Genomic DNA, 24960 nt, shown 5'->3' on the forward strand with positions numbered 1-24960 from the left:
TAATTTTATCTATGTTTGAAATCCAAATTTAGGTTTAAAATTTAAGGTAAAATATATTTACTATTTTTTTATATTTATTGAAAAAAAGGGGAAAAAATGAAAACAAAATTTGACGAAATTAAATATTTCGAGTCAATTGACAAATGATTTCGAGCAGCTAACTACTTAAGCGTAGCGCAAATTTATCTACGTAATAATCCATTATTAAAAACTAAACTAACAAAAGATGATATTAAACTATACCCAATTGGACATTGAGGAACAATTCCTGGACAAAACTTTATTTATGCACATTTAAATCGTGTGATTAACAAATATGATTTAAACATGTTTTATATTGAAGGACCAGGACATGGTGGTCAAGTTATGATTTCAAACTCATACCTTGATGGTTCATATTCAGAAATTTATCCTGAAATCTCTGAAGATACTAAGGGTATTCAAAAAATGTGTAAAAGATTTTCATTCCCTGGTGGAACAGCTAGCCATGCTGCCCCTGAAACACCAGGTTCAATTCATGAAGGTGGAGAATTAGGTTATTCATTATCACACGCAACGGGAGCAATTTTGGATAATCCTGGTGTAATTGCAGCAACTGTTGTTGGTGATGGTGAGGCTGAAACTGGACCTTTATGTGCATCATGATTTTCAAACTCATTTATTAATCCAGTTAATGATGGTGTTGTACTTCCGATTTTACATTTAAATGGTGGAAAAATTTCAAACCCAACTTTATTAGCAAGAAAACCAATTGAAGAAATTAAAAATTATTTCTTGGGAATGGGTTGAGAACCAATTATTTTTGAATGAACTGAAGAAAAAACTAATTTAGAAATTCATCAAGAAATGGCTAAATTAATGGATTTAGCAATTGAAAAAATTCTAAAAATTAAAAAAGAAGCAGCAGCTAAAAAAGCCGAAGAAGCATTAAGACCACAATGACCAGTTTTAATTGTTAAAACACCAAAAGGTTGAACTTGTCCAAAAGAATGAGATGGCAATGCAATTGAAGGTAGTTTCAGAGCGCACCAAGTTCCTTTACCAGTTAGTGCTTTTAAAACTGAACATCTTGCTGCATTAGAAAAATGATTAAGATCATACAAACCAGAAGAATTATTTGATGAAAATGGTAAAGTAATATCTGAAATTAGAAATTTAGCACCAAAAGGCAATAAAAGAATGGCAATGAACCCAATTGCAAATGGTGGTATTGATCCTAAAACATTGCAATTATCAAATTGAGATAAATTTGCAATTGATATTAAATATCCAGGTCAAATAAAAGGTCAAGACATGGTTGAATTAAGTAAATTCATGGCTGATACAGTTTTAAAAAACCCAGATAATTTTAGAGTTTTTGGACCAGATGAAACAAAATCTAACCGTTTATTTGGTTTATTTGATGTGACAAAACGTCAATGATTAGAAAAATATTCAAATAAATATGATGAATGAGTTTCACCAGTGGGAAGAATTATTGATTCACAATTAAGTGAACATCAAGCGCAAGGATTTTTGGAAGGTTATGTTTTAACAGGACGTCATGGATTCTTTGCATCATATGAATCATTTTTAAGAGTTGTTGACTCAATGCTAACACAACATATGAAATGATTAAAAAAATCACTTGAATTGCCTTGAAGAAAAGATTATCCATCATTGAATGTAATTGCAACTTCAACTGCATTTCAACAAGACCATAATGGTTATACCCACCAAGATCCTGGAATTTTAGGACATTTAGCTGACAAACGTCCTGAATTAATTCGTGAATATTTACCAGCTGACTCAAATACATTATTAGCAGTAATGGATAAATCATTGAAAGAAAGAAATGTGATTAATTTAATTGTTGCTTCAAAACAACCAAGAGAACAATTTTATACAATCAAAGAAGCAAAAGAATTAGTTGAAAAAGGCTACAAGGTCATTGATTGAGCATCAAACGTGAAAAAAGATGAAGAAGCAGATATTGTTTTTGTTGCTTCAGGTGTTGAACCAAACTTAGAAACTTTAGCTGCAATTTCAATTATTCATGAGCATTTTCCAAAATTAAAAATCAAATATGTTAATGTTGTTGATTTATTAAAACTAAGAAGTCCTGAAATTGATCCACGTGGATTAAGTGATGAAGAATTTGATAAGGTCTTTACTAAAGATAAATTAATAGTTTTTGCTTTCCATGGTTTTGAAGGATTAATTCGTGATATTTTCTTCACAAGAACAAATCGCAACTTAATTATTCATGGTTACCGTGAAAATGGTGATATTACAACTAGTTTTGATATTAGACAATTAAGTCAAATGGATCGTTTCCATATTGCCAAAGATGCAATTGCAAAACTACATGGAAATAAATCACAAGACTTTTTAGATTTAATGGATAAAAAGATTGAAGAACATAATAAATACATTCATGAATTTGGTTATGATATGCCAGAAATTGTTGAATGAAAATGAAAAAATATTAATGAATAAAATAAAGTATTTTTATGATAAAATAATTGCTAGTTAATTTAAACTTATTCGTAAGGAAGGAGCATAAGATGCAAAAAGAAATTCATCCGAAATATAGTGAAATTCATGCTACATGTTCTTCATGCAATACATCATTTATTTTTGGTTCAACTGCTGAAAAAGTAACTTTAGATGTATGCTCTAATTGTCATGCATTTTATACCGGAAACCGTACAGATGTCAAAGCTCGTGGTCGTGTAGAAAGATTTAACAAAATATTGGAAAAATCAAAAAAATAAATTATTTCTTTTACCAAGAAAATTAATAATAAATCACTAGGTTTTTGTTCAAAACCTAGTTTTTTATTTAAAAAAATAACTTTTAAATAAAGGAGTTGTTTATAAGCAATAATGAAATCCGATGTTCAATCCAGTTTTATTATCAGCATCTTCTCATTTGGCATTAAAATCTTTGGTTTTAATTTCGCCTTTTGGTGCGCTTAATGAACGAATTAAACCAGCTGTTGAAGTAATTGCTGAAGTAATGATTGGAATCGCACCAATAATTGAAGTAATTAAAGCTGAAATGGCAAATCCACCGCTAATTTCATTACATTGCTTTTGGTTAAGTTTTTGCATTTTTTACCTCCTTATTTATTTTTTATCCCACTTAATTCCTTTTTAATTGCATAATAAGAAAAAATGAAGAAAAAAACAGTCATTTTTAAAGTTGACTGTTTATAAATTCTTCTTTTTTATTTTTTGCTTTTTGACTACTAATAATTGATTGGACAATAATTGCAACGAATAATCCAATTGCGCCAATTACTAACCAAACATCAGCGATATTAAAAACTCCTTTATTAACTCAAGGAAGATTAATTATATCCCTAACTCCCTTAAACAAAAAGCGATCAATCATATTCCCAAATGAACCTGCACTTATAACTGCTAAAAAAACTGTAATGTAAATCAGTTTTTTTTCTTTAATAAAAGTTACAGCTCAAAGTGCACCAAAAAAGATAAGAAAACTAATTGTATGTAAAAATGGTAAATTCGTTTCAAAAAAACCAATTGTTGTCCCATTATGTAAAACGGATTTAAAAATAATAAATTTATTTCCAAATTCATAATCAGTGTTGACAATCAAGTTTTTTTTGTCATCCCATTTGAAAATAAATTCTTTTGTTAGCAAGTCAATTGCTAATAGAATAAGAAAACTTCCAAGAAAAATAGCAACATTAATTAAAATGAATTTTCAATGAAGTTTTCAATATTCTTTTGAAAAATATCTTACTCTATTATTTTCCATTGATGACATCCTCACATCTTTTACATATTTCAAGTTCAAAATTAAAATCTGCTTTTTCAAAATGATTTCAACATCTTAGACATTTTTCTGATGGAAGTTTTTCAATTTTAAATTCATTTCCAATTGAAACTTTAGCAACCATTAATAATTTTGTTAATGGTAATGATTTAATAAATTCTGAATCTGTTTTGATTGTTATAAACGCTTCATTTTGTCTTTTAATTTCTTGTTTTTTGATTTTTTCTTCAATCATTTTATAAACTTCATTTTTTAGAACAAAAAATTCTTCCCATTTTTCACTTAATTGATTTTTTTGTTCCAATGCAAAATTTCATTTTAATAAATGCGCTGAAGGCAATTTATTTGGTTCATTGAAATATTGATAAACTTCTTCCATTGTTGTTGGTAAGATTGGACTTAAACTTAGAATCAAGAATTTAATAATTTTTGCAAATAAAGTTTGGATTTGTCTTCTTTCAAAATCATTGCTTTTGTTTAAATACAAAATATCTTTTGTGATTGAAATATAGTATGAACTTAGATTGATAATAAAGTTATTGATTTCTTTAATTACATTGACAAATTTATAATTTTCATAATAAGAAAAAACTTTTGCTTCAAGATTAATTAATTTTTCTTCCATTAGAGCATGAATTGAATCTAATTTGACAAAATTAAAATCAAAATCAGTAATCCCGCCAAGCATGAACTTAATTGTATTTCTTAATTTACGATATATTTCAATATTTTGTTCAAGAATTTTATCATCAATTGCAATATCGGCACTATATTCAGAATTTGCTGCTCATAATCTTAAAATATCTGAACCATGTTTTTTTACAACATCAAGTGGATCAACGGTATTATTCAATGATTTAGACATTTTTCTACCCTTGCCATCCAAAACAAAACCATGAGATAAAAAAGCTTTAAACGGACTCTTTTTCCTTCAAGCAACAGAATTAATCATTGAGCTATTAAATCATCCACGGTATTGATCTGATCCTTCTAAATATAAATCAAAAGGAGCTTCAATGTTATTCGGTTTTACACCTAATGATGTTGACCCTGAATCAAACCAAACATCCATAATATCATTTTCTTTGCTAAATCCTTTATTTCTTCATTTTAAAGGAAGCAATTCATCAACATCTTTTTCATATCAAATATTGCTACCATGTTTTTCAACTAAATCAATCACATAATCAAAAATTTCTTCTTCTAAAACTGGATTTTTGTTTTGATCATAAAAAACAATAATCGGTACACCTCAACTTCTTTGTCTTGAAATACATCAAGTATCACGATTTTCTAACATTAATTCCAATCTTGATTTTGATCAATCATTATAAGTTTTTACATTTTCAATTTCATCCAAAATGTTTTGCTTAATTTTTTTAAGTGAAACAAATCATTGCGGGGTTGCTCGATACATGATTGGTAAATGTGTTCTTCAGTCATGCGGATATGAGTGTTTAATTTTTTTAAACCCAAGCAATAAATTGTTTTTTTCCAAAAATTTTCCAATCAATGGATTTGCATCATCATAAAAAAGATTTTTAAACATCAGCGCATGTTCATTTAGCATTCCATCATCATTAACATGCATGATTTTAACTAAATTATTTTTATTGCCAATAATAAAGTCATCTTCCCCAAAAAGCGGTGCCATATGCACTAATCCACTTCCATTTTCAAGACTAACATGATGACCTTCAACAACTGGACAAATTAATTGGTTAATTGGACTTTGGTATTTTATTCCTAAAAGATCTTCACCTTTGAATTCATTGCCAATAATTTGATAGTTTTCTCATTTACATTGAATCGCAACAGATTCTAACAAGTCTTTTGCTAAGATATAAATTTGTTCATTGACTTTAATTTTGATATATGAAAAGTCTTTGTTAATTGCAACTCCTGAGTTTGCAATTAAAGTTCAAGGTGTTGTTGTTCAAATAATTAAATTTTCATTTTCTTGAATTATTTTATTTCCAAAAACAATTTTGAATGAAACAAATAAAGATGGTGAAATATGGTCTGCATATTCAACTTCAGCTTCAGCCAATGCAGATTGTGATGATGGCGACCAATAAATTGGTTTAAGATCTTTATAAATTAAACCATCAAAAATCATTTTTTTAAATAAGCGAAGCTGTTGTGCTTCAAATTTTTTATCAAGTGTGACATAAATTTCTTTAAAGTCAGTTAACATTGATAATTTTTTGAATTGTTCTTTTTGTTTTTCAATTTGACTCAAAGCATACTTGGCACATGCATTCCTTAATTCTGGAATTGAAAAATCTTTTGCATTCATTTTCTTTTCAACAAGCATTTTATGTTCAATTGGCAATCCATGTGTGTCTCAACCTGGAACAAAAGGACTGAAATATCCTTGCATATTTTTTGAACGTACAATAATATCTTTTAAAATTTTATTTAATGCATGCCCAACATGAATATTGCCATTGGCATATGGTGGACCATCATGTAAGACAAAGTTCTTATTGCCTTGATTTGATTTCAGGATTTGCTGATATAAGTTCATTTTTTGTCATTTTTCATTGAAAAAAGCTTCTTTTTCAACCAAGTTTGCTTTCATTGAAAAATCAGTTTGTGGCATTAAAAGTGTGTTCTTATAATCTTTATTTTTTTTCTCCATAATTTCCTTCTTTTTGTTTCTAAATAATTCAAAAAATAATACATAAATTTTACAATATTTATTTTAAAGTATTGCCAATCATTTTAAACTTAATTTGCTTCTAAAAATTTTATTTAATAAAATTGTTTAATTTAATTGCTTTCAAAATTAGTAATTTTTTTTCTTAAACATATTAGCATTTTTAAAATTAAAATTAAAAAAAGAAAAAAGCAATATTAAGATAAAATTAATACCATGTATAATCATAAATTAATTGAAAAAAAATGACAAAAATTTTGAGAAGATAATAAATCATTCAAAACAACAAATAGAAGCAATAAAAAAGCTTATATTTTAGATATGTTTCCTTATCCTTCAGGAGCTGGGTTACATGTTGGACACCTAGAAGGATATACAGCTACAGATATTATTGCAAGGTATAAACGTCTAAATGGGTTTGATGTTTTGCATCCAATTGGTTGGGATGCATTTGGATTGCCCGCTGAACAATATGCGTTAAAAACAGGAAATCATCCAGCCTCATTTACAATCAAAAATATTGATAATTTTCGTAAGCAGTTAAAACTAATGGGTTTTTCTTATGATTATGATAAAGAAATTAATACAACTGATCCAAAATTTTATTATTGAACACAATGAATTTTCAAGGAATTGTATAAAAAAGGTTTAGCTTCAATCGAAGAGATTGATGTAAATTGATGTGAACAACTTGGTACCGTCTTAGCAAATGAAGAAATTATTGATTTAAATGGCAAAAAAGTCTCAGAACGTGGCAATTATCCTGTGGTTCGTAAACCAATGAAACAATGAGTTTTAAAAATTACAGAATATGCTGAAAAATTACTTGAAGAATTAGATAATTTAGATTGACCAGAAAGTCTAAAATTATTGCAAAAAAATTGAATTGGTAAATCAAAAGGTCATGTCGTTGAATGAGATATCAAAAATCATTCGGGGACATTGGAAACTTTTACAACCCGTTTAGATACAATCTATGGTGTTTCAGCTTTAATAATTAGTCCTGAACATCCGCTTCTTCTAGAAATTTGTGATCAATCTCTAAAAAATCAAATAGAAGAATATATTGCAACTACAAAAGAAAAAAATGATTTAGAAAGAACACAATTAAGCAAAGAAAAAACAGGATTATTTATTGGAGCGTATGCAATTCATCCTCTAACAAAGCAAGAAATTCCAATTTGGGCTTCAGATTATGTTTTAATGAATTATGGTAGTGGGGCATTGATGTTAGTCCCAGCTCATGATAGTCGTGATTTTGAATTTGCTAAAAAATTTAATTTAGAAATTAAGGCTGTTCTTGAAGCAAACACTCTACCTTTTTTGGATGATGCAGCACATTGTAATTCAGAATTTGCTAATGGTCTAAATATCAAAGAAGCAAAAAAAGTTATTTATCAAGAGCTAATCAAACTTAATAAGGCTAAAGAAAAAACGAATTTTAAATTAAGAGATTGAATTTTTTCACGTCAAAGATATTGAGGCGAACCATTCCCAGTTTTATTTGATGAAAATAATCAAATTCATTTAGTTGAAAATTTAGTTAAGCTTCCAGAAATTGATAACATTAAACCTTCAAATTCAACACAAGGGCCTTTAGCAAATATAAAAAGTTGAATCAATGTTGAAATTGATAATAAAAAATATGCTCATGATACAAATGTTATGCCACAATGAGCAGGATCAAGTTGATATTTTTTAGCTTATATCTTAAAAAATGAAGACGGTAGTTATTTAGCTCTCAATTCAAATGAAGCTAAAAAAAGATTTGAAAAATGAATGCCAGTAGATTTATATATTGGTGGCCAAGAACATGCAGTTTTACATTTACTTTATGCAAGATTTTGACATCGTTTTTTATATGATATTGGGATTGTTAATACAAAAGAACCATTTTATAAAATTATTAATCAAGGTTTAGTTTTAGGACCAGATGGTCAAAAGATGTCTAAATCCCTTGGTAACGTTATTAATCCAGATGAGTTAGTTTCAGAATTTGGAGCTGATGCATTGAGATTATATGAAATGTTTATGGGTCCAATTACTGATTCAAAAGCATGAAATACTGATTCTTTAAATGGCATCAGAAAATGACTTGATAAGATCGATTTAGTTTTTAATAATCTATTAAAAAATATCAATCCGAACTCCAAAAACCCTGAGTTAGATAGTCAAATTAATCAATTAATTCTAGATATTACAAATAATATTGAAAAATACAAATTCAATATTGCAATTAGCAAATTAATGGTGTTCATAAACTACTTATCAACACTTAAAGAAATCAATTCAACTGATGTAATTAGAGATTTTGGAATCTTATTATCACCATTTGCACCACATTTTGCTGAAGAAATTTTATTTAATATTAATGAAAAACCACTTCAATATCAATCTTGACCAATCGTTAATTTAGATAAAATAATAAATAAAAATCCTCAGATTGGAATTCAAATAAATGGCAAAATTCGAGCACAAATGGAAATTATTCCTTCTTGAAATGAAAAAGAAATTGTTAGTCAAGCAATATCATTACCATCAGTAAAAAAATGGATTGAAGATAAACAAATTATTAAAACTATATATGTTGAAAATAAGATTTTAAATATCATTGTTAAATAAGAATCATACTTAATTCAGTTAGATATTATTTTTTGTTTCTGTTAATTAACTTTTATATAATTTAAATTATGGAAAATAGTAGAAAACTTAGAAATTTTGCAATTGCCTATTTATCATTATTTTTTATAAATATAGCAATAATTATCATATTAGTCTCAGCGAGCTTATTTAGTGCAGGTATTATATTAAACGGATCTAAACCAGATTCACTACTAAATTTAGCGATCGGAGGAAATATAACCGTTGCATTGATATCATATTTATTAATTATTCCAATTTCAATTGCAATGGTAGTTTTATTGATATGGTCAGCAATCATTGCTCCAAATCAAAAATACCTAGTGTTATTTATAGTGGGAAATATTTTTTGAATTGTTGCAATAGTAGGAATGATAATGTATTTAGTTGAATCAAAAAGATCAAATTTCTATCAAAGCACTTATAGTGACAATATAACAATATAAAGTAAATTAAGTTAATTGAAAAAAAATAGTTCTTGGCCTATGCTAAGAACTATTTTAAATAATTTATTCAATTTAAAATGTAATATTACTATATAAATTAATGGTAAAATTTATTATATAGGTTGAAAACTATATAATATATTAGATATAAGGGGAAGAAAATGGCAATACCAGAAAAAATTAAAAGAGTATCAAGACCTAAAAATACAGTTATAAAGGACTATTTTGGGAAGTATAAAGTAGTAAAAAGAACTAGCAAATATGTAAATGGTAAGGCAATTCCTAAAGATTTAGAAATTGTTGGCGAAATTATTGATTACAAATTTGTTCCATATCCAGAACCAATTCCAGTTGGTACAAAAACAAAGGAAACTGTAATATCAAAGATAAAAGACTTTGGAAATATTGAATTAATAACTAAGTATACTAAGGATATATTAAAAGAATTACGGAATTTTTTTGATACAAAGGTAGCAAATTTTATTTATTCATTAGCAGTCATGAAATCAATAAATCCAGAAGCAATTGATGATGATTTTAAGTTGCTCTATGAAACATCTTTTCTATCTGAAAAATTTAGAAATTTAAATTTTGATGTAAGAAATTTAGATAAATTAATTCTTAATTACAATTCATGATACTCACAAACTGAATGATTCATGAATGAAAGAATAAAAAAGTTTAGAGATACTAGAAATGTCGTATTGGCGTCATTTAAATGATTTTTTACAGAAGAAAATATGTTTTTAAATTACGAACCATCGATTACTTGAAGTAAAATGAAATTTCTATATATTTTTGATTTTATTACTAAAGAACCTATATTTCACAGACCATTTGTAGAAAATATCTTTAATGGTAGAACATTTTATGATTTTTTTAACTCGAAAGATGAATTTTCAAATAAATTTGTTATTTTTGATAATGAAATGGAAAAGGATGAAATAGAAAAAGTTCTTAAAAATAATCAAGATATTAAGTACATTAAACCTTTAGATGTTCATGCAGAATCCTTTAACATTGATGAACTGCTTTCATCGAGTGGATGATTAGCAATACATAATTACTATAAAAGCAATAGTGCTGTAAGTGGATTAAAAATAAATGATAATTCTAAGTTTATATACGCATTCAGAGATTTTGACGAAGCAATTAGAATGGGCCGTGAACGTCTAGCTATGATTGATGAAACTTATAGATATTCCGATCTATTAAGAGATAGGAAGTATGATGGTATTACAATCGTTGAGTCAAATATTGATACTCATTTAGAAGAGATATATATGCTATATAATAGTCATCCTAATGTGATTCAAGATTTGAAATTTACTAAGAATCTAATAAGTAGCACTGAAAGATCTGCTAATTCAGTATTACATAAGGCAATGAGCGAATTTGTAAACTTTTTAGCTAAACTTATAAAATTCAAAATTGAGAATATTTTAAAAGAAAAGGAAGTTGATAATGAATATTCATATAAACAGATAATCAAACGTTTAGGATATTATCGTAAGCAACAAAGTAAAGAAGGCAATTGAATATCAGTAGAAAAACCAAAAGAAATAACCAAATTAGCAAAAATTTTTAATTTATAGATAACTATAAATTTAGCATATTACAGTAATCTATTATTGAATAAAAAGTCTCATTTTTGTTAGTTTGTCAATATTAATTTCTGTAAAAAAATAGGAATAATATATTAAAACTAAAAGGTTAGACACATTTAGTATTTATATTAATTTGGATTCAATTTTATTGTATGTAAATTATCACTTTTTAGTTTTTTAATTACATTTTCTAATATGTTTCCATCATTCTTGTTTTTATAATCACCTTGTCCTTGAATAAGATTGATTGCGTTTGTTGTTGTATTATGCTCAGAATCTTCTGTGAGCAAATAATTTATGCCAACAAGATTGAATGATGAATCTATTACCATTGATCCTGAGGAACCGCTATCTAAAGCATTGTGTTTCTCATTCTTTTCTATTCTTGTGTATAAAGTAGAATGTTGAGTAAGGATATTTAGTGGCATACCATGTTCATTTTCTACAAATGGTTTTGTGTATTCTTCCCAATTATTTTTATGTGAATTTCAATCCTTATTTAATGATTCATTGTATCTTACTCATAGACTTTTAAAGTCATCATCCTTAACGTAGCGATTTTGTGTGCTAATAATCCCACCAATTGATTTATTACCTTTAAAACTAAAATTAGGATAACCTGCATAAAATTGTGTTTTGTAAGGACTCATTAATTCATTTTTTCCTAAACCAATATATCAATCTTTTTCTTTATTAGTTCCAATTATTTCATCTAACTTTGGAAGAATTAATTTTAATTGACTTTTTTTAATTTTTATTTTTAATAAAACAAAATCTGCACCAGCATTTTTTGTTTTCCCGATTCTAGTCTCACTATCATATTCTTCAAATCATTTACCTGCTGTATCTGGATGATCAATCATAAAATCATTAATTTCGTAACGTGGTGTGTAATATGGCATATCTAAATATTGTGAATATGATTCAATAGTTGGTATTGCTTCATTTTTATCAACATATGCTGAATTGCTACTTAAAAATTCATCTTTAGCTCTCAGTGTCATGAATTTAGCATTGGTGCGATTCTTTAAATTATTTCAATAGTTATCTCAATCATTCGGATCATAGAATCCAGCTTTTCATCATTTAGAATTGATGTTATTATCATTTTTTCTAAAATATAGACTTTTATCAAAAATTTTATTTAAACTAAAAACATGTATATTAGTAGCAACTAATAATTCTCAGTAATCTTGCTTTTCAGCTTCTTTATTAATTATTCGATCAACCACTCACATACTGCCACCACTACTAGTATGTCCCAAATGTTCTTTTTGTATTCTAAAAGGATCTCTAAATCACTCGGTACCATAATATAGCATCATAAAACTTCGGTCATAAATGTATTGATAAAAATCAAGATTACTTTTTAGATAAGAAGTATTTGTTTTGTCGATTTTTAAATAGTATTTTTGATTATTTTTATTTGTTATAAGCAACTCAATTTCACCAATTTCATCATTGAAATTCGATTGAATTTTAATTATATTTTCAATATTTAATAATTTAGAAATACTTTTAAAATTCATGTAATAGAATAATTGATTTAAATTTGAAGGAAGATAACCAAAAGGATTTTTCTTAATTATTTCATAGTCATTAAGTCTTATAACCTTTGCATCGTCTTTATCTTTTTCATTGAAATTATTTAAATAATATTGCTTTACCATTCCATCGACTGAAATGTGATCATTATAGAATGCAACTTTTTCTCTTGAGTTATTTCCATAATGACCATAAAAACCAATATCTTTAGCATACTCTCAAAATTGCTTCTCAATATCATTATTAGAAGTATAACTTCTAAAGTCAACTTGACTACCATTATCTCCATTTCTTAAAAAAACATTAATATTATGAGATGCAGTTTTAAATTTAGGTGTTTTTCTTGTTATTGTATAAACATCATTATTAAATAAGAATTCATCATCGAACAAGTGTGAATCAAGAAAGTATTGCGGATTTTTATTTATAGTATAAATTTTGCTATCATCATAAATTAGTTTTTCATTGTTATGATAAATTGGTTTGTTGTTTGGTTTAGGTTCTTCATTATTATTTTTTGAAGGGTTTAGATTGATTGGATTATTGATTGGATCGTTTGTTGGATTTTTGAAATTGAAAAATGTTTCTTCTTTAATTATTTCGTTGACATTTTGTTTAGATGTTGAATCTTTCTTAATAATCTTTATTCTTATGATTAGACTATCATTATTTTTTATGATTTGATCTTTTATGACATCATATTTTTCTCTATCATAATTCAAAACAACATCATTTCAACCTACTGTATTAAGAACTAAATTTTCTTTGTTTGGAATTGTAATTTTTATTTCATTGTTTTTAATTTCATTATGTTGATTATGTATTTTTGATTGGCATGAAATACCTAGTAAAGGAAAACTACTAATTAGTAAACTAGATATCAATTTAAATTTATTCTTAGTCATAAGTTAGTTTTTTTCTTTTTAGAGTTTTTTTAAATTTATTTTAGATAAATATTTTAGCAGTTTTAAATTCATTCTTTGTTTAAAGAGTAAATAAAAAACTCAATTGCTTGAGTTTTAATTTGTCAAATAAATGATATGGCTGCCCTTGTTAGATTCGAACTAACGAATGGCGGTACCAAAAACCGCTGCCTTTCCACTTGGCTAAAGGGCAAAATGGTGGAGGGGGAGGGATTCGAACCCCCGAACCGTGAGGAAGTGGGTTACAGCCACCCGCGTTTGGCCGCTTCGCTACCCCTCCATTCAATCAATCGCAAGAAAATTATATTATAAAATCAAAACTTTATGCAAAAAAATCTAAATTTTATTTTTTAGTTTAAAAGGTTTTAAATTTTGCTAAATTTTTAATTATTTTTTTTAAAATCAAATTGATTTATTAAGGTTGTTTGCAGATTTTGAGTGCTATAATTCAATATTATACAATCAAGTATTTTTGAAATTGCTTAATTAAAAAAAAGGAGATATTTTGAATAAAAAATTAAGATTATTTTTAAGTGCAATGCCAGTTATTGCATTACCAGTTGTTGCTGCAAGTTGCAATACAACTAATAATAAAAATGACTTTAGTTCACTTAAAGAAAAAATTGAAAAATTAAGTGTTGAACAAAAAAGAGAATTAATTGATAATTTAAATTTAACAAAAGAAGAAAAATCTGAATTAATTGATAAACTAAATTCAGGTGCAGGAATTGCAGCGGCAATTGTTTGATATGTAACTTCTGCTGAACAAAGAGCGGCTGCAATGCAAGCTTATACATTGGCAAAAATTGCATTTGATAATATTAAGAAAAAAGAAGAAAAATTACAAGAGTTGGATTATACAAAATCTAAAGATGGTGTTGTTAAAAATACAGAAGGAGATAAAGCTGTACCTGTTGTTTTCATGGATATTGATGAAACAGTTTTTGTTAATGAATACACTGAATCATGAATGGTTTATGAAAATAATGGTGTGTTTAGTGAAGAATTCAAAGGTGAAGTTGATGCCAAGGGAAATAGAAAACCAGTTCCTGGGGCAATTGATTTTATTAATCATGTCTTTAAAAATGGTGGAATTGTTATGTTTAACTCAGGAATTCCGCAAGTCAAAGCTCCAATTGAAGGAATTAAGAAAAACTTAATTAAACACGGAGTTAAAGAAAAATATGTTCATGATTGAATGTTTTGATGCTCTGGTGTGGATACAACTGCTAAAGGCGGAAAATATGAAGACAAAAGTCCATGAAAAACTGCCTTAGAAAATCCTAATATTAATAAGCGTGTAACAAGTAAAAATCAAAGAATGAATGATGTTAGTGATAATAAGGATGGTTGAAACTTTAATGTATCAGATTCAAAATCAGGAGATAAAATCCGCACTAAAGTAATTATGAAAATCGGTGATGATTTTAATGATTTTTATGATGATGCATATAAACATCTAAAACCAGGGGATAATATTAAATTTATAAAAGATAATAACTTAGATCGTTTATTTACTGACATTGAATTTAAAAATGGGAAGGGTGTTAAAGTTACAGTTAAAGATGGGCAAACTAAAGTTGAAGAACTTAACTGACATCAATTTAATATTCAAGTTCCAGGAAATGCAATGTATGGTGGATGAGCTCGTCCATATAAACATGGTAAATTTGATAAAATTTGAAAAGCATTAGAAAAAGTATTTAAAAATTCACAAGATAATATCCAAGCTTAGTTAGTATAAAAAAACCTAAAATTAAGAGCAATAAAATTTATTTTAAATATCAAACAAGATTTTATTTAGATTAAAAATTGCGTTTGATATTTTTTATTTGTAAAAAAAACATAAAAAATTAGTTTTTGGTATAATAAATTGGTATTTATGCAAGGAAGCATAAGATTGCGATATGCCAAGCTTAGTTGTTCTACTTGGATATTGAGAACTTGTGTGGAGCATTTCAATTAATTGAAAAAGGAGAACAAGCAATGGCAAAACTGGAAATTAAGATCAAAGCTTTTGAAGCTAATTTAGTTGATGATGCAGCAAAAAAAGTTGTCTTATTAGCAAAAGCAGAAAAAGCTGAAGTTAGTGGTCCAATTCCCTTACCAACAAAAAGAGAAATTGTTACCATTCTAAGATCAGTTCACGTTAATAAAAAATCACGTGAGCAATTTGAAAGTAGAACTCATAAACGGCTAATAGTTTTATCAAATGTAACTAAAACTTTAATTGATAAAGCAAAAAGATTAGAATTACCTGCTGGAGTTCAAATTACAATCAAATCTGTAGAATAATACAGATGATTATTTTTTATTTTATATTTAGAAAGGAAAAAAATGAAAGGAATCTTAGGAAGAAAAGTTGGAATGACTCAACTATTCACAAGTGAAGGTAAATTAATTCCTGTGACTGTAGTTGAAGTTAAACCAAATGTTGTTACCAACGTTTTAACACAAGAAAAAAACGGTTATATTGCAACACAACTTAGTTTAGAAGATAAGAAAAAATCTCGAATTAAGAAACCTGAAGTTAACTATTTTAAACAAGCAAATACAACACCTAAGCAATTCGTAAAAGAAATTCGTAACATGACAGGTTACAACCTAGGTGAAACTATTGATGCCTCAATTTTTGAAGGCGGAGATATTGTTGATGTTACAGCAATTTCAAAAGGAAAAGGTTTTGCTGGAACCATTAAAAGATGAAACCAACACATTGGTCCAAAATCACATGGTGGTGGGGGTGGTTCAAAACCTATTAGACAAACTGGTTCAATTGGTGACATTTCTGGAAATAGAGTTTGGAAAGGTATGACAATGCCAGGTCATCTAGGATCAGAACAAGTAACAATTCAAAACCTTGAAGTTGTGAAAATTGACACTGAAAATAATCTTTTATTATTAAAGGGTAGCACCCCAGGAGCTAAAGGCGCATTATTAGTAATTAAAAATGCGAAAAAATCAGTTCAAAAGAAACCTGAAATTAAATTAGTAAACCTGAAAGAAGCTTTAGCAAAAAATGAAATTTTTGAACAAGCAAAAAAATATAATCTTGAATTAAAAATGGAAATGTCATTAAAAGAAATGAAGAGTGCTTTAGCTGAAGCAATTGCCAAAGAAGAAGCAGCTAAAGAAGAAAATGTTGAAGGAGATAAATAATTATGGCATCAGTTGTTGTTGACAAATACTATATCTCAGAAGCATTTGATGAAAACCGAAACATTTCATTTAATTTCAAAAAAGCCAAAGAAGAAGTTTCAGGAAATTTTGCTAACTTTATTGATGCGGTGAATGAATTTATTAGCATTAGTGAAAAATCAGAAAATGTAACTCGTGTTTGATTCCATCGTGATGGTGCATATCGTGGTAGTGTTAGTTTAGAAAAAGCAAAAATCATTGCAAATAAAATCGTTGAATCAAAAATTGAAAACGAAAAAGCAATTGAATATATTGAAAAAGAAGACTTGGTTGATAAACCAGTTAAGAAAGAAGAAAAAACAACTTCAAATAAGAATAAAGAAATTCCAACAGGAAACAAAAAAACTGATCTACCAAAATCTGTATTTGGATTAGAAAAAGTTTATGCTCAAGCAATTTTTGATGCAATTTTAGCAGAAAGAGCTTCAAAACGTTTCGCTACACATAAAGTTAAGTCACGTGGAGAAGTAAGTGGAACTGGGAAAAAACCTTGAGCTCAAAAACATACAGGTAATGCCCGTGCGGGTTCATTAAGAAGTCCAATTTTTGTTGGGGGTGGTAGAGCATTTGGTCCTACAACCGAAAGAAATTACAATTTAAAAATAAATAAAAAAGCAAGAAAAAATGCGTTATTCTCAGCTTTAACAATGTTAGCAAATGCCAATGCTGTTTTTGTAAGAGAATATCAATTAGAAAAAATTTCAACAAGAGCATTATTAGTTGAATTAAACAAAGATAATTTAATTAATTTAAATCATGTTCTAATTGTTTCTTCAAATGACATTGTATTTAGATCAGCAAGAAACTTACCAAATGTACATGTTTCAAAAGTAACATCTTTATCAATTGAGCAATTAGTTGCTGCTGATGTTTTAGTAATTAGCGCAGATGATATTAAATTCTTAGAAGGGATGGCAAAATAATGAATATTAATGAAGTTATTAAATATCCAGTTTTAACAGAAAAATCTGAAATTGCTAGAACAAATGAAAATGTTTATACATTTGTTGTTGATAAAAGAACAAATAAAGTTGAAGTTAGAAAAGCTGTTGAATTTATTTTTGATGTAAAAGTTCTAAAAGTTAACATTATTAACTATGATAAGAAACCAGCAAAACTTGGGAGATTTTCAGGATATAAAAATGCAGTTAAAAAAGCAATTGTATATCTAGATGAAAAATCAAAAATTGTTTTATTTGCTGATGAAGCTAAGGAAGCAAAAAAGACTTTAGAAACGCAAGAAAAAGATGCAACTAAAGAAGTTAAAGAAATTTCTGAAGTAGAAAAGAAAGCAGCCGAAAAAATTAAAAAAGCTGCAGAGTTAAAAGAAGCAAAATTAGCAAAAGAAAATAAAGAAAACAAAACAAATAATCAAGAAGAAAAATAATTAATCTTGCATGCAACTATAAGATTAATAAACAATATAAAAATTAAAAAAATAATTCTTAAAAGAAAACAATATTTTTAAGAAATGGAGAGAATAAAAACATGGCTATTAAAAAGTTTAAAGCATACACAAATGGTCGTCGTAATATGTCTTCTCTTGACTACCAGGCAAATTTAACTGGACATAAACCAGAAAAGTCATTGCTTGTAGCACTTCCAACACATGCAGGAAGAAATAATCAAGGTAAAATCACTACTCGTCACCACGGTGGGAGGTTAAAAAGATTTTATCGGATTGTTGATTTCAAAAGATATAGCAAAGATGGAATTGAAGCAGTTGTTAAAACAATTGAATACGATCCAAATCGTTCAGCAAATATTTCATTAATTGTTTATCGCGATGGGGAAAAAAGATATATTATTAGTCCTAAAAATATTAAAGTTGGACAAAAAGTTGTTTCTGGTGAAAATGTTGATATTCAAATCGGAAATAATTTACCATTAAAAAATATTCCCGAAGGTACATTTGTTCACAATATTGAACTACAACCAAAACAAGGTGGCATCATTGCGCGTTCAGCTGGTTCTTCAGCACAAATTCTTGGAAAAGATGAATCAGGAAAATATGTGATTCTAAAACTTAAATCAGGTGAAGTAAGAAAAGTTTTAGGTGTATGTCGGGCAACAATTGGTGAAGTTGGAAATGAAGAACATTCATTAGTAAACATTGGTAAAGCAGGTAGAAATCGACTAAAAGGAATTAGACCAACAGTGCGGGGCTCAGCAATGAACCCAAATGATCACCCACATGGTGGTGGTGAAGGTAAACAACCAATCGGAAGAAAATCACCAATGACCCCATGAGGCAAAAAAGCGCTTGGAGTTAAAACAAGAGCAACTAAAAAAGCATCTAACCAATTCATTATTCGAAGAAGAAAGGAAAGTAAATAATGTCTCGTTCATTAAAAAAAGCACCATTTGTTGATGATCATTTAATGAAAAAAGTCGTTGCTATTATTGAAAATAAAGCACCAAAAAGACCAATTAAAACTTGATCAAGACGTTCAACAATCTACCCAGATTTTATTGGCTTAACATTTCAAGTTCATAATGGTCATGCATTCATTGATGTGTTTGTAACCAACGATATGGTTGGACATAAATTAGGTGAATTTGCACCAACAAGAACCTTTAATGGTCATGGTGCTGATAAAGCAAAAGGAAAGAAAAAATAATATGACACAACAAGTAGTTAAAGCATCAGTTAAAATGCAAAGAATTAGTCCAAGAAAAGCACGATTAGTTGCAGATTTAATTCGTTATAAATCAACTACACAAGCATTAGTGATTTTGCAAACAACAAATAAAAAGGCATCAAAAATTATTTTCAAACTTCTAAATTCAGCAATTGCAAATGCAACAAATAATTATGGCTTAGATGCAACAAAATTAGTGGTCTCAAAAATTTTAGTTAACGATGGTCCAACCCTAAAAAGATTTCAACCACATTCACGTGGACGTGCATACCCAATTTTAAAAAGAACAAGTCATTTCTATATTGAATTAATTGAATTAAATAATGAACTAAGTATGGAGGCAAAATAATATGGGACAAAAAGTCAATCCAAATGGATTTCGTTTTGGTGTAACCAAAGCACATAATACAGTTTGATATTCAGACAAAGCCAATTTTGCAACTCTATTGCTAGAAGATCAAAAAATTTATGATTTCTTTGATGCAAAAGTTCGTGAGTATTTAATTGGAAATGTACAAATTAAAAGAAATCAAAATGGTAATGTAATTGTTTATGTTTACACAGCTAAACCTGCTGCTTTATTAGGAACAAATGGTGATAATATTAAACAAATCACACAAGCACTTAAGAAACATTTAAAAAACAAAAAATTAAGCATCACAATCGATGTGATTGAATTAAAAAATCCTGATTTAAATGCAAGATTATTAGCCGAAGGAATTGCAATTAAATTAGAAAATCGGGGAAGTTTTCGACTAGCACAAAAATTTGCAATTAAAAGTGCAATGAAAGCTGGTGCAAAAGGAATCAAAACCTCAGTTTCAGGCCGTTTAAATGGTGTTGATATGGCAAGAACTGAAGGATATACCGAAGGAGAAATGAAACTACACACCCTAAGACAAGATGTTGATTATGCCGTTACAATTGCAAAAACAACTTATGGAATCTTAGGAATTAAAGTTTGAGTATCTTGCGGCGAAATTCTAGACAAAAATAATTTGCAAACAAATTTTGCTAAAAAACCTGAAAGAAGACCAAGATTTAGTGGAAAGGATGGCGAAAAACATGCTTCAACCAAAGAGAACTAAACATCGGAAAATGTTTCGAATTCGTCATGATAAAACTAAAGCACACCGTAACAATACCGTATCATTTGGGGAATTTGGTTTAAAATCAACTTCTTCAGCATGAATTAGTGCAAGGCAAATTGAAGCTGCCCGGATCGCGATTACCCGTCGAATGGGTCGTGAAGGTAAAGTTATTATTAAAATATTCCCACATATGTCAAAAACTTCAAAACCAATTGGTGTACGGATGGGTTCAGGTAAAGGAAGTCCAGATCAATGATTTGCTGTTGTCAAAGAAGGAACTGTGATGTTTGAAGTTATGGGTAACCAAGTTGATACAATGAAAGATGCATTAAGACTAGGTGGACATAAATTACCAGTAACCTGAAAAATTGTTGCCAAAGAAGTAAGCGAAGAATGTAATTGCAAATGTGAAAATGGAGGAGAAAAATAGTTATGACTTATACTGAACTTAAGAAAAAATCAGTTGAAGAACTAAATAATTTATTAAATGAATTAAAAGCTGAACTATTTTCACTTCGCTTCAAAAATGCGACCCGTCAATTAGACCAAACTCATAAAATTATCTTAGTTAAAAAAGATATCGCAAGAACACTAACAGCCTTAAATTCAAAAGCAAAAGAAGGGGATAAATAATGGAACAAGTTATGAGAGAAAATCGACGTAAAAAACTTGTCGGAACTGTGATCAGTACAAAAAACAATAAAACAATTACTGTGATTGTTGAAACATATGAAAAACACCCACTTTATTCAAAGCGTTTCAAAAAATCAAAGAAATTTGCAGTTCATGATGAAAATAATCAGGCACAAGTTGGTGACGTTGTTGAAATCCAAGAAACAAGACCACTTTCAAAAACCAAACATTTCCGTTTAGTTTCAATTAAATCACATGCTATTGGAGGATCTGAAAATGCTTAGTGAATTTTCAAGATGTAATGTTGCTGATAATTCAGGGGCAAAAGAAGTTATGATCATCAAAAATTTAGGTGGTTCTGTTGTAAGAAGTACAAATATTGGTGATGTTGTTGTTGTCACTGTTAAAAAAGCAATTCCAAATGGTGTTGTTAAAGAAGGTCAAGTTTTAAAAGCTGTTATTGTGCGAACAAAAAGAGGAATTTCAAGAGAAAATGGTTCATACATCCGTTTTGATGACAATGCTGTTGTTTTAATTAAAGAAGACGGAAGCATGAGAGGAACCCGGGTATTTGGACCAGTTGCTAGAGAACTTCGTGATAAGGGATATTTGAAAATAATTTCATTAGCACCGGAGGTTTTATAGTTATGTCACAAGCAAAAATTAGAAAAAATGATATGGTTTTAGTAATTTCAGGCAAAGAAAAAGGTAAATTTGCTGCTGTTTTAGAAACAGATTACAAAAAACAAACTGTAATTCTAAAAGAAATCAATATGAAAATTAAACACCATAAACCTTCACAAGAAAATACTGAAGGAAAAATTGAAAAAAAAGAATATCCAATTCATATTTCAAATGTTGCCTTTTTAGCTAAAAAAGGTGCCCAAGGTCAAAAATCAATTGGGACAAAAATTGGTTGAAAAGTTGATGCAAAAACCGGTAAAAAACAAAGAGTTGCAAAAAAAGTTAATAAGGTTATTTAGTAAATTAAGGAGATTTTATTTATGCCAAAATTAGAATTAGAAAAAAAATATTTAGAATTGGTTCGTCCAGAACTAATCAAAGAATTTGGTTATTCATCAATTATGCAAGCTCCACGTTTACAAAAAATCGTTATTAATATGACAGCCGGTAATGAAGTATCAAATTCAAAAGCTATTGAAGAAGTAATGGTTGAATTAAGCCAAATTACAGGGCAAAAACCATACCAAACAGTAGCAAAAAAATCATTGGCTTCTTGAAAATTACGTGAAGGAATGCCAATGGGTGGAAAAGTAACACTAAGACGTGAAAAGATGTGATCATTTTTAACAAAATTAATCAATGTTGCCTTGCCGCGTGTGCGGGACTTTAATGGAACAAGTCTAAAAAGTTTTGATGGACGTGGAAACTATGCAATTGGCATTAAAGAAGAAATCATTTTCCCTGAAATTTCATTTGATAAAATCCGGAAATTAAAAGGTATGGATATTATTTTTGTAACAACTGCAACTTCAGACAAAGAAGCATTTGCATTATTAAAAAAACTTGGAATTCCATTTGCAAAGGCTAATAATTAAGGAGACAAAATAAATTATGGCAAGAAAAGCATTAATGGTTAAAGCAGAACGTAAACCAAAATTTTCAGCAAGAAAATATACTCGCTGTCAAATTTGTGGGCGTGTTCATGCAGTATTACGTAAATATAAAATTTGTAGAATTTGTTTTAGAGAATTAGCGCATGAAGGAAAAATTCCTGGTGTAAAGAAAGCGAGTTGATAATTATGGCGATTATTACAGACCCAATAGCAGATATGTTTGTAAGAATTAAGAATGCAATTTCAAGAAAATATTTAGAAGTTGTGATTCCGCATTCAAAAAAGAAAGAAAAAATCTTAGAAATTTTTGCTAAAGAAGGTTACATTAATACATTTGAAATTATTGTGACTAAAAAAGGTTTCAAAGAAATTAAAATATCTTTAAAATATAAAGGCATGAATCAAAATTTATCTGCAATTACTGATATTAAAAAAGTTTCAAAACCAGGTTTAAAAGTATATTCAGCCGCAGATAAATTACCACGTGTTTTAAGTGGATATGGAACAGCGATTATTTCAACTTCAAAAGGATTGTTAACAGATAAAGAAGCAAGAAAAGCTAGCCTAGGTGGCGAAGTTATTGCTTTCATTTGATAAGTTACTAAGTTTAAAAAAATAAGCAAAATAAAATTTATTTTAAATTTGATTATTTATGTCAAGAATTGGTAAACGAATCTTAACAATCCCCAAAAATGTTGAAGTATCACTTACAAAAAATCATTTAATTATTAAAGGTAATTTAGGACAATTAGAATATACATTTTCACCATTAATTTCTGTTGTTATTGAAAATAATGAAATTAAAACAATAAGAGCGAATGAAGATAAAACTACAAAACAACTACATGGTACAACAAATGCAATTATTAGTAATATGCTAATTGGCGTTTCACAAGGTTACAAAAAAGAAATTGAAATTAAAGGTGTTGGTTATAAAGCAACACTAAAAGGGAATGAAATCGAAGTTATTGCAGGTTATTCACATAACGTTTTAAAACAAATTCCAGCCAATTTAAAAGTTGAAGTTCCTAAACCAACAAACATCATTATTTCAGGAATTGATAAACAAGCTGTTGGACAATTTGCAGCGATTTTACGTGATATTAGACGTCCAAGTCCATACTCAGGTAAAGGAATTATGTATAAAGATGAAGTTATTAGACGTAAAGAAGGAAAAACTGCTGCAAAGTAGTGTAAAATAAGGAGTAAAAGATGTTATCAAGAAATCAAAAACGTAAAGCTAAACATTTGAAAATTACAAATAAATTAGCAAAAGGAACATCATCAAGACCACGTGTTGTTGTTTTCAAATCATTACACAATTTTTATGCACAAGCAGTTAATGACCAAACACATACAACAATCGCTTCATTTTCAACAAGACAATTATCTGAAAAAGGCAACAATATTGAAATCGTAAAAAAAGTTGCAAAAGAATTTGCAGCAAAACTAAAACAAGCCAAAATTTCTTCAATTGTTTTTGATCGTTCAGGTTATATCTACCATGGAAAATTAGCAGCTTTTGCTGATACATTAAGAGAAGAAGGGATTAAATTCTAATGACTGATGAATTAAAAAAAGAAACAATTAAAGAAGAAGCTGCTACTACTAAAGTAGTTTTGGCACCCAAAGAAAATAAAAACAAAGAAACAACTTTAAAACAAAATCCTGAAAGAAGAAATTCTTTACCAAAAAAACAATTTAATGCCCAACAACCAGTTAAACTATACGAAGAAAAAGTTATTAATATCGCAAGAGTAACAACCGTAGTTAAGGGTGGAAGAAGATTTTCATTCTCAGCTTATGTTGTTGTTGGAAATAAAAAAGGTAAAGTTGGTTTTGGGCATGGCAAAGCAAATGAAGTGCAAGATGCAATCAAAAAAGCCGTTAAAGATGCCCAAAAGAACATTTTTAGTGTTCCAGTTGTTAAAGGCACAATCCCACATGAAATTAAAGAAAAATTCTTAGCTTCAAAAGTGCAATTACGCCCTGCCAAAAAAGGTTCAGGAATTATTGCTTCAAATACCGTTCGTGCTGTTGTTGAATTAGCAGGTTATACTGATATTTCAACCAAAACTTATGGTTCAAGAACAAAACAAAATATTGTTCATGCCACTGTTAATGCCCTTAAAAAATTAAGAACAGTTGAAGAAATTGCAAAATTACGTGACATTGAATTAGATGTTTTATTAGATAAATAAAATTAAGGA

Annotated in this window: 29 protein-coding genes and 2 tRNA genes; 25 read left to right on the top strand and 6 right to left on the bottom strand. The window is 28.3% G+C overall.

The annotated features are described in order from the left end of the window. Positions 1 to 96: 96 nt before the first annotated feature. Together D2845_RS00645 and rpmE are read left to right on the top strand one after the other, a co-directional pair. Positions 97 to 2478, top strand: a complete 2382-nt coding sequence (locus D2845_RS00645) for a phosphoketolase family protein (RefSeq protein ID WP_110858311.1) — start codon at positions 97 to 99, stop codon at positions 2476 to 2478. Positions 2479 to 2546: 68 nt separating this feature from the next. After that, the gene (gene rpmE, locus D2845_RS00650) at positions 2547 to 2756 is read left to right on the top strand and encodes a 50S ribosomal protein L31 (protein WP_002881184.1); all 210 of its coding nucleotides are present in this window, start codon (positions 2547 to 2549) and stop codon (positions 2754 to 2756) included. A 99-nt stretch (positions 2757 to 2855) separates the two neighbouring features. On the opposite strand, the gene D2845_RS00655 is transcribed toward rpmE, so the two are convergent. The 3 genes from D2845_RS00655 to ileS form a co-directional block, all read right to left on the bottom strand. Continuing rightward, a complete protein-coding gene (locus D2845_RS00655) occupies positions 2856 to 3095 on the bottom strand; it encodes a hypothetical protein (RefSeq protein ID WP_002881183.1) in 240 nt (79 codons plus the stop codon). A gap of 85 nt (positions 3096 to 3180) precedes the next feature. Then, positions 3181 to 3768 (bottom strand): signal peptidase II, encoded by a 588-nt coding sequence (locus tag D2845_RS06015; protein ID WP_231992788.1) that lies wholly within the window; start codon positions 3766 to 3768, stop codon positions 3181 to 3183. Then, positions 3758 to 6430 (bottom strand): isoleucine--tRNA ligase, encoded by a 2673-nt coding sequence (gene ileS, locus D2845_RS00665; RefSeq protein ID WP_110858309.1) that lies wholly within the window; start codon positions 6428 to 6430, stop codon positions 3758 to 3760. The genes D2845_RS06015 and ileS overlap by 11 nt, the downstream gene beginning before the upstream one ends. 234 nt (positions 6431 to 6664) lie before the next feature. Here ileS and leuS point away from each other — a divergent pair, with 234 nt between their 5' ends. From leuS to D2845_RS06020, 3 genes are all read left to right on the top strand, one after another. After that, a complete protein-coding gene (leuS, locus tag D2845_RS00670) occupies positions 6665 to 9070 on the top strand; it encodes a leucine--tRNA ligase (protein ID WP_110858308.1) in 2406 nt (801 codons plus the stop codon). 68 nt (positions 9071 to 9138) lie between these two features. Beyond that, positions 9139 to 9534, top strand: coding sequence for a hypothetical protein (locus D2845_RS00675; protein ID WP_110858307.1), 396 nt, complete (start codon positions 9139 to 9141; stop codon positions 9532 to 9534). Positions 9535 to 9695: 161 nt separating this feature from the next. Further along, positions 9696 to 11129 carry a hypothetical protein gene (locus D2845_RS06020; RefSeq protein WP_110858306.1) on the top strand — a complete coding sequence of 478 codons (1434 nt, stop codon included), beginning with the start codon at positions 9696 to 9698 and terminating at the stop codon, positions 11127 to 11129. A gap of 140 nt (positions 11130 to 11269) precedes the next feature. Here D2845_RS06020 and D2845_RS00685 read toward each other — a convergent pair whose 3' ends face one another. The 3 genes from D2845_RS00685 to D2845_RS00695 all read right to left on the bottom strand — a co-directional run bounded on the left by D2845_RS00685 (position 11270) and on the right by D2845_RS00695 (position 13889). Next, entirely contained in the window at positions 11270 to 13591 is a 2322-nt protein-coding gene (locus tag D2845_RS00685) for an MAG2960 family serine endopeptidase lipoprotein (protein ID WP_110858305.1), read from the bottom strand. A gap of 136 nt (positions 13592 to 13727) precedes the next feature. After that, a tRNA-Gln gene (locus D2845_RS00690) sits at positions 13728 to 13802 on the bottom strand. A gap of 3 nt (positions 13803 to 13805) precedes the next feature. Next, positions 13806 to 13889: transfer RNA gene (locus D2845_RS00695), tRNA-Tyr, on the bottom strand. A 225-nt stretch (positions 13890 to 14114) separates the two neighbouring features. Here D2845_RS00695 and D2845_RS06025 point away from each other — a divergent pair. The 20 genes from D2845_RS06025 (at position 14115) to rpsE (ending at position 24951) form a co-directional block, all read left to right on the top strand. Beyond that, complete coding sequence (locus D2845_RS06025; RefSeq protein ID WP_110858304.1) at positions 14115 to 15344, top strand: HAD family acid phosphatase; 1230 nt, start codon at positions 14115 to 14117, stop codon at positions 15342 to 15344. A gap of 251 nt (positions 15345 to 15595) precedes the next feature. Continuing rightward, positions 15596 to 15904, top strand: coding sequence for a 30S ribosomal protein S10 (gene rpsJ / locus D2845_RS00705; RefSeq protein ID WP_002881133.1), 309 nt, complete (start codon positions 15596 to 15598; stop codon positions 15902 to 15904). 42 nt (positions 15905 to 15946) lie between these two features. Then, positions 15947 to 16768, top strand: coding sequence for a 50S ribosomal protein L3 (gene rplC, locus D2845_RS00710; protein WP_110858303.1), 822 nt, complete (start codon positions 15947 to 15949; stop codon positions 16766 to 16768). 2 nt (positions 16769 to 16770) lie between these two features. Beyond that, a complete protein-coding gene (rplD, locus tag D2845_RS00715) occupies positions 16771 to 17730 on the top strand; it encodes a 50S ribosomal protein L4 (RefSeq protein ID WP_197712582.1) in 960 nt (319 codons plus the stop codon). Continuing rightward, positions 17730 to 18194, top strand: a complete 465-nt coding sequence (rplW, locus tag D2845_RS00720; protein WP_002881127.1) for a 50S ribosomal protein L23 — start codon at positions 17730 to 17732, stop codon at positions 18192 to 18194. The genes rplD and rplW overlap by 1 nt, the downstream gene beginning before the upstream one ends. Positions 18195 to 18295: 101 nt before the next feature. Next, positions 18296 to 19144, top strand: coding sequence for a 50S ribosomal protein L2 (rplB, locus tag D2845_RS00725; RefSeq protein WP_002881125.1), 849 nt, complete (start codon positions 18296 to 18298; stop codon positions 19142 to 19144). Next, on the top strand, positions 19144 to 19428 hold the full coding sequence (gene rpsS / locus D2845_RS00730) for a 30S ribosomal protein S19 (protein ID WP_002881122.1): 285 nt from the start codon (positions 19144 to 19146) through the stop codon (positions 19426 to 19428). The genes rplB and rpsS overlap by 1 nt, the downstream gene beginning before the upstream one ends. Before the next feature lies 1 nt (position 19429). Then, complete coding sequence (gene rplV / locus D2845_RS00735) at positions 19430 to 19798, top strand: 50S ribosomal protein L22 (protein ID WP_110858301.1); 369 nt, start codon at positions 19430 to 19432, stop codon at positions 19796 to 19798. Position 19799: 1 nt separating this feature from the next. Continuing rightward, positions 19800 to 20537 (top strand): 30S ribosomal protein S3, encoded by a 738-nt coding sequence (rpsC, locus tag D2845_RS00740; protein ID WP_110858300.1) that lies wholly within the window; start codon positions 19800 to 19802, stop codon positions 20535 to 20537. Next, positions 20515 to 20970, top strand: coding sequence for a 50S ribosomal protein L16 (gene rplP, locus D2845_RS00745; RefSeq protein ID WP_002881112.1), 456 nt, complete (start codon positions 20515 to 20517; stop codon positions 20968 to 20970). The genes rpsC and rplP overlap by 23 nt, the downstream gene beginning before the upstream one ends. Before the next feature lie 2 nt (positions 20971 to 20972). Then, positions 20973 to 21173: a 50S ribosomal protein L29 gene (rpmC, locus tag D2845_RS00750; protein ID WP_002881109.1), complete on the top strand. Its 201-nt coding sequence runs from the start codon at positions 20973 to 20975 to the stop codon at positions 21171 to 21173. Then, a complete protein-coding gene (gene rpsQ / locus D2845_RS00755; protein WP_002881107.1) occupies positions 21173 to 21457 on the top strand; it encodes a 30S ribosomal protein S17 in 285 nt (94 codons plus the stop codon). Before rpmC ends, rpsQ begins: the two co-directional genes overlap by 1 nt. Continuing rightward, positions 21450 to 21818 carry a 50S ribosomal protein L14 gene (rplN, locus tag D2845_RS00760; RefSeq protein ID WP_002881105.1) on the top strand — a complete coding sequence of 123 codons (369 nt, stop codon included), beginning with the start codon at positions 21450 to 21452 and terminating at the stop codon, positions 21816 to 21818. Before rpsQ ends, rplN begins: the two co-directional genes overlap by 8 nt. 2 nt (positions 21819 to 21820) lie before the next feature. After that, positions 21821 to 22156, top strand: a complete 336-nt coding sequence (rplX, locus tag D2845_RS00765; protein WP_002881104.1) for a 50S ribosomal protein L24 — start codon at positions 21821 to 21823, stop codon at positions 22154 to 22156. A gap of 21 nt (positions 22157 to 22177) precedes the next feature. After that, a complete protein-coding gene (gene rplE / locus D2845_RS00770) occupies positions 22178 to 22732 on the top strand; it encodes a 50S ribosomal protein L5 (RefSeq protein ID WP_002881102.1) in 555 nt (184 codons plus the stop codon). A 16-nt stretch (positions 22733 to 22748) separates the two neighbouring features. Continuing rightward, complete coding sequence (locus D2845_RS00775; protein WP_002881099.1) at positions 22749 to 22934, top strand: type Z 30S ribosomal protein S14; 186 nt, start codon at positions 22749 to 22751, stop codon at positions 22932 to 22934. Positions 22935 to 22936: 2 nt separating this feature from the next. After that, complete coding sequence (gene rpsH, locus D2845_RS00780; protein ID WP_002881097.1) at positions 22937 to 23347, top strand: 30S ribosomal protein S8; 411 nt, start codon at positions 22937 to 22939, stop codon at positions 23345 to 23347. Between the two features lie 55 nt (positions 23348 to 23402). Beyond that, the gene (gene rplF / locus D2845_RS00785; RefSeq protein ID WP_002881096.1) at positions 23403 to 23942 is read left to right on the top strand and encodes a 50S ribosomal protein L6; all 540 of its coding nucleotides are present in this window, start codon (positions 23403 to 23405) and stop codon (positions 23940 to 23942) included. Positions 23943 to 23962: 20 nt separating this feature from the next. After that, a complete protein-coding gene (gene rplR / locus D2845_RS00790) occupies positions 23963 to 24310 on the top strand; it encodes a 50S ribosomal protein L18 (protein ID WP_002881095.1) in 348 nt (115 codons plus the stop codon). Further along, positions 24310 to 24951 (top strand): 30S ribosomal protein S5, encoded by a 642-nt coding sequence (rpsE, locus tag D2845_RS00795; RefSeq protein ID WP_002881094.1) that lies wholly within the window; start codon positions 24310 to 24312, stop codon positions 24949 to 24951. Before rplR ends, rpsE begins: the two co-directional genes overlap by 1 nt. Positions 24952 to 24960 lie beyond the last annotated feature (9 nt).

The sequence above is a fragment of the Metamycoplasma alkalescens genome, from assembly GCF_900476125.1.
Taxonomy (GTDB): domain Bacteria; phylum Bacillota_I; class Bacilli_A; order Mycoplasmatales; family Metamycoplasmataceae; genus Metamycoplasma; species Metamycoplasma alkalescens.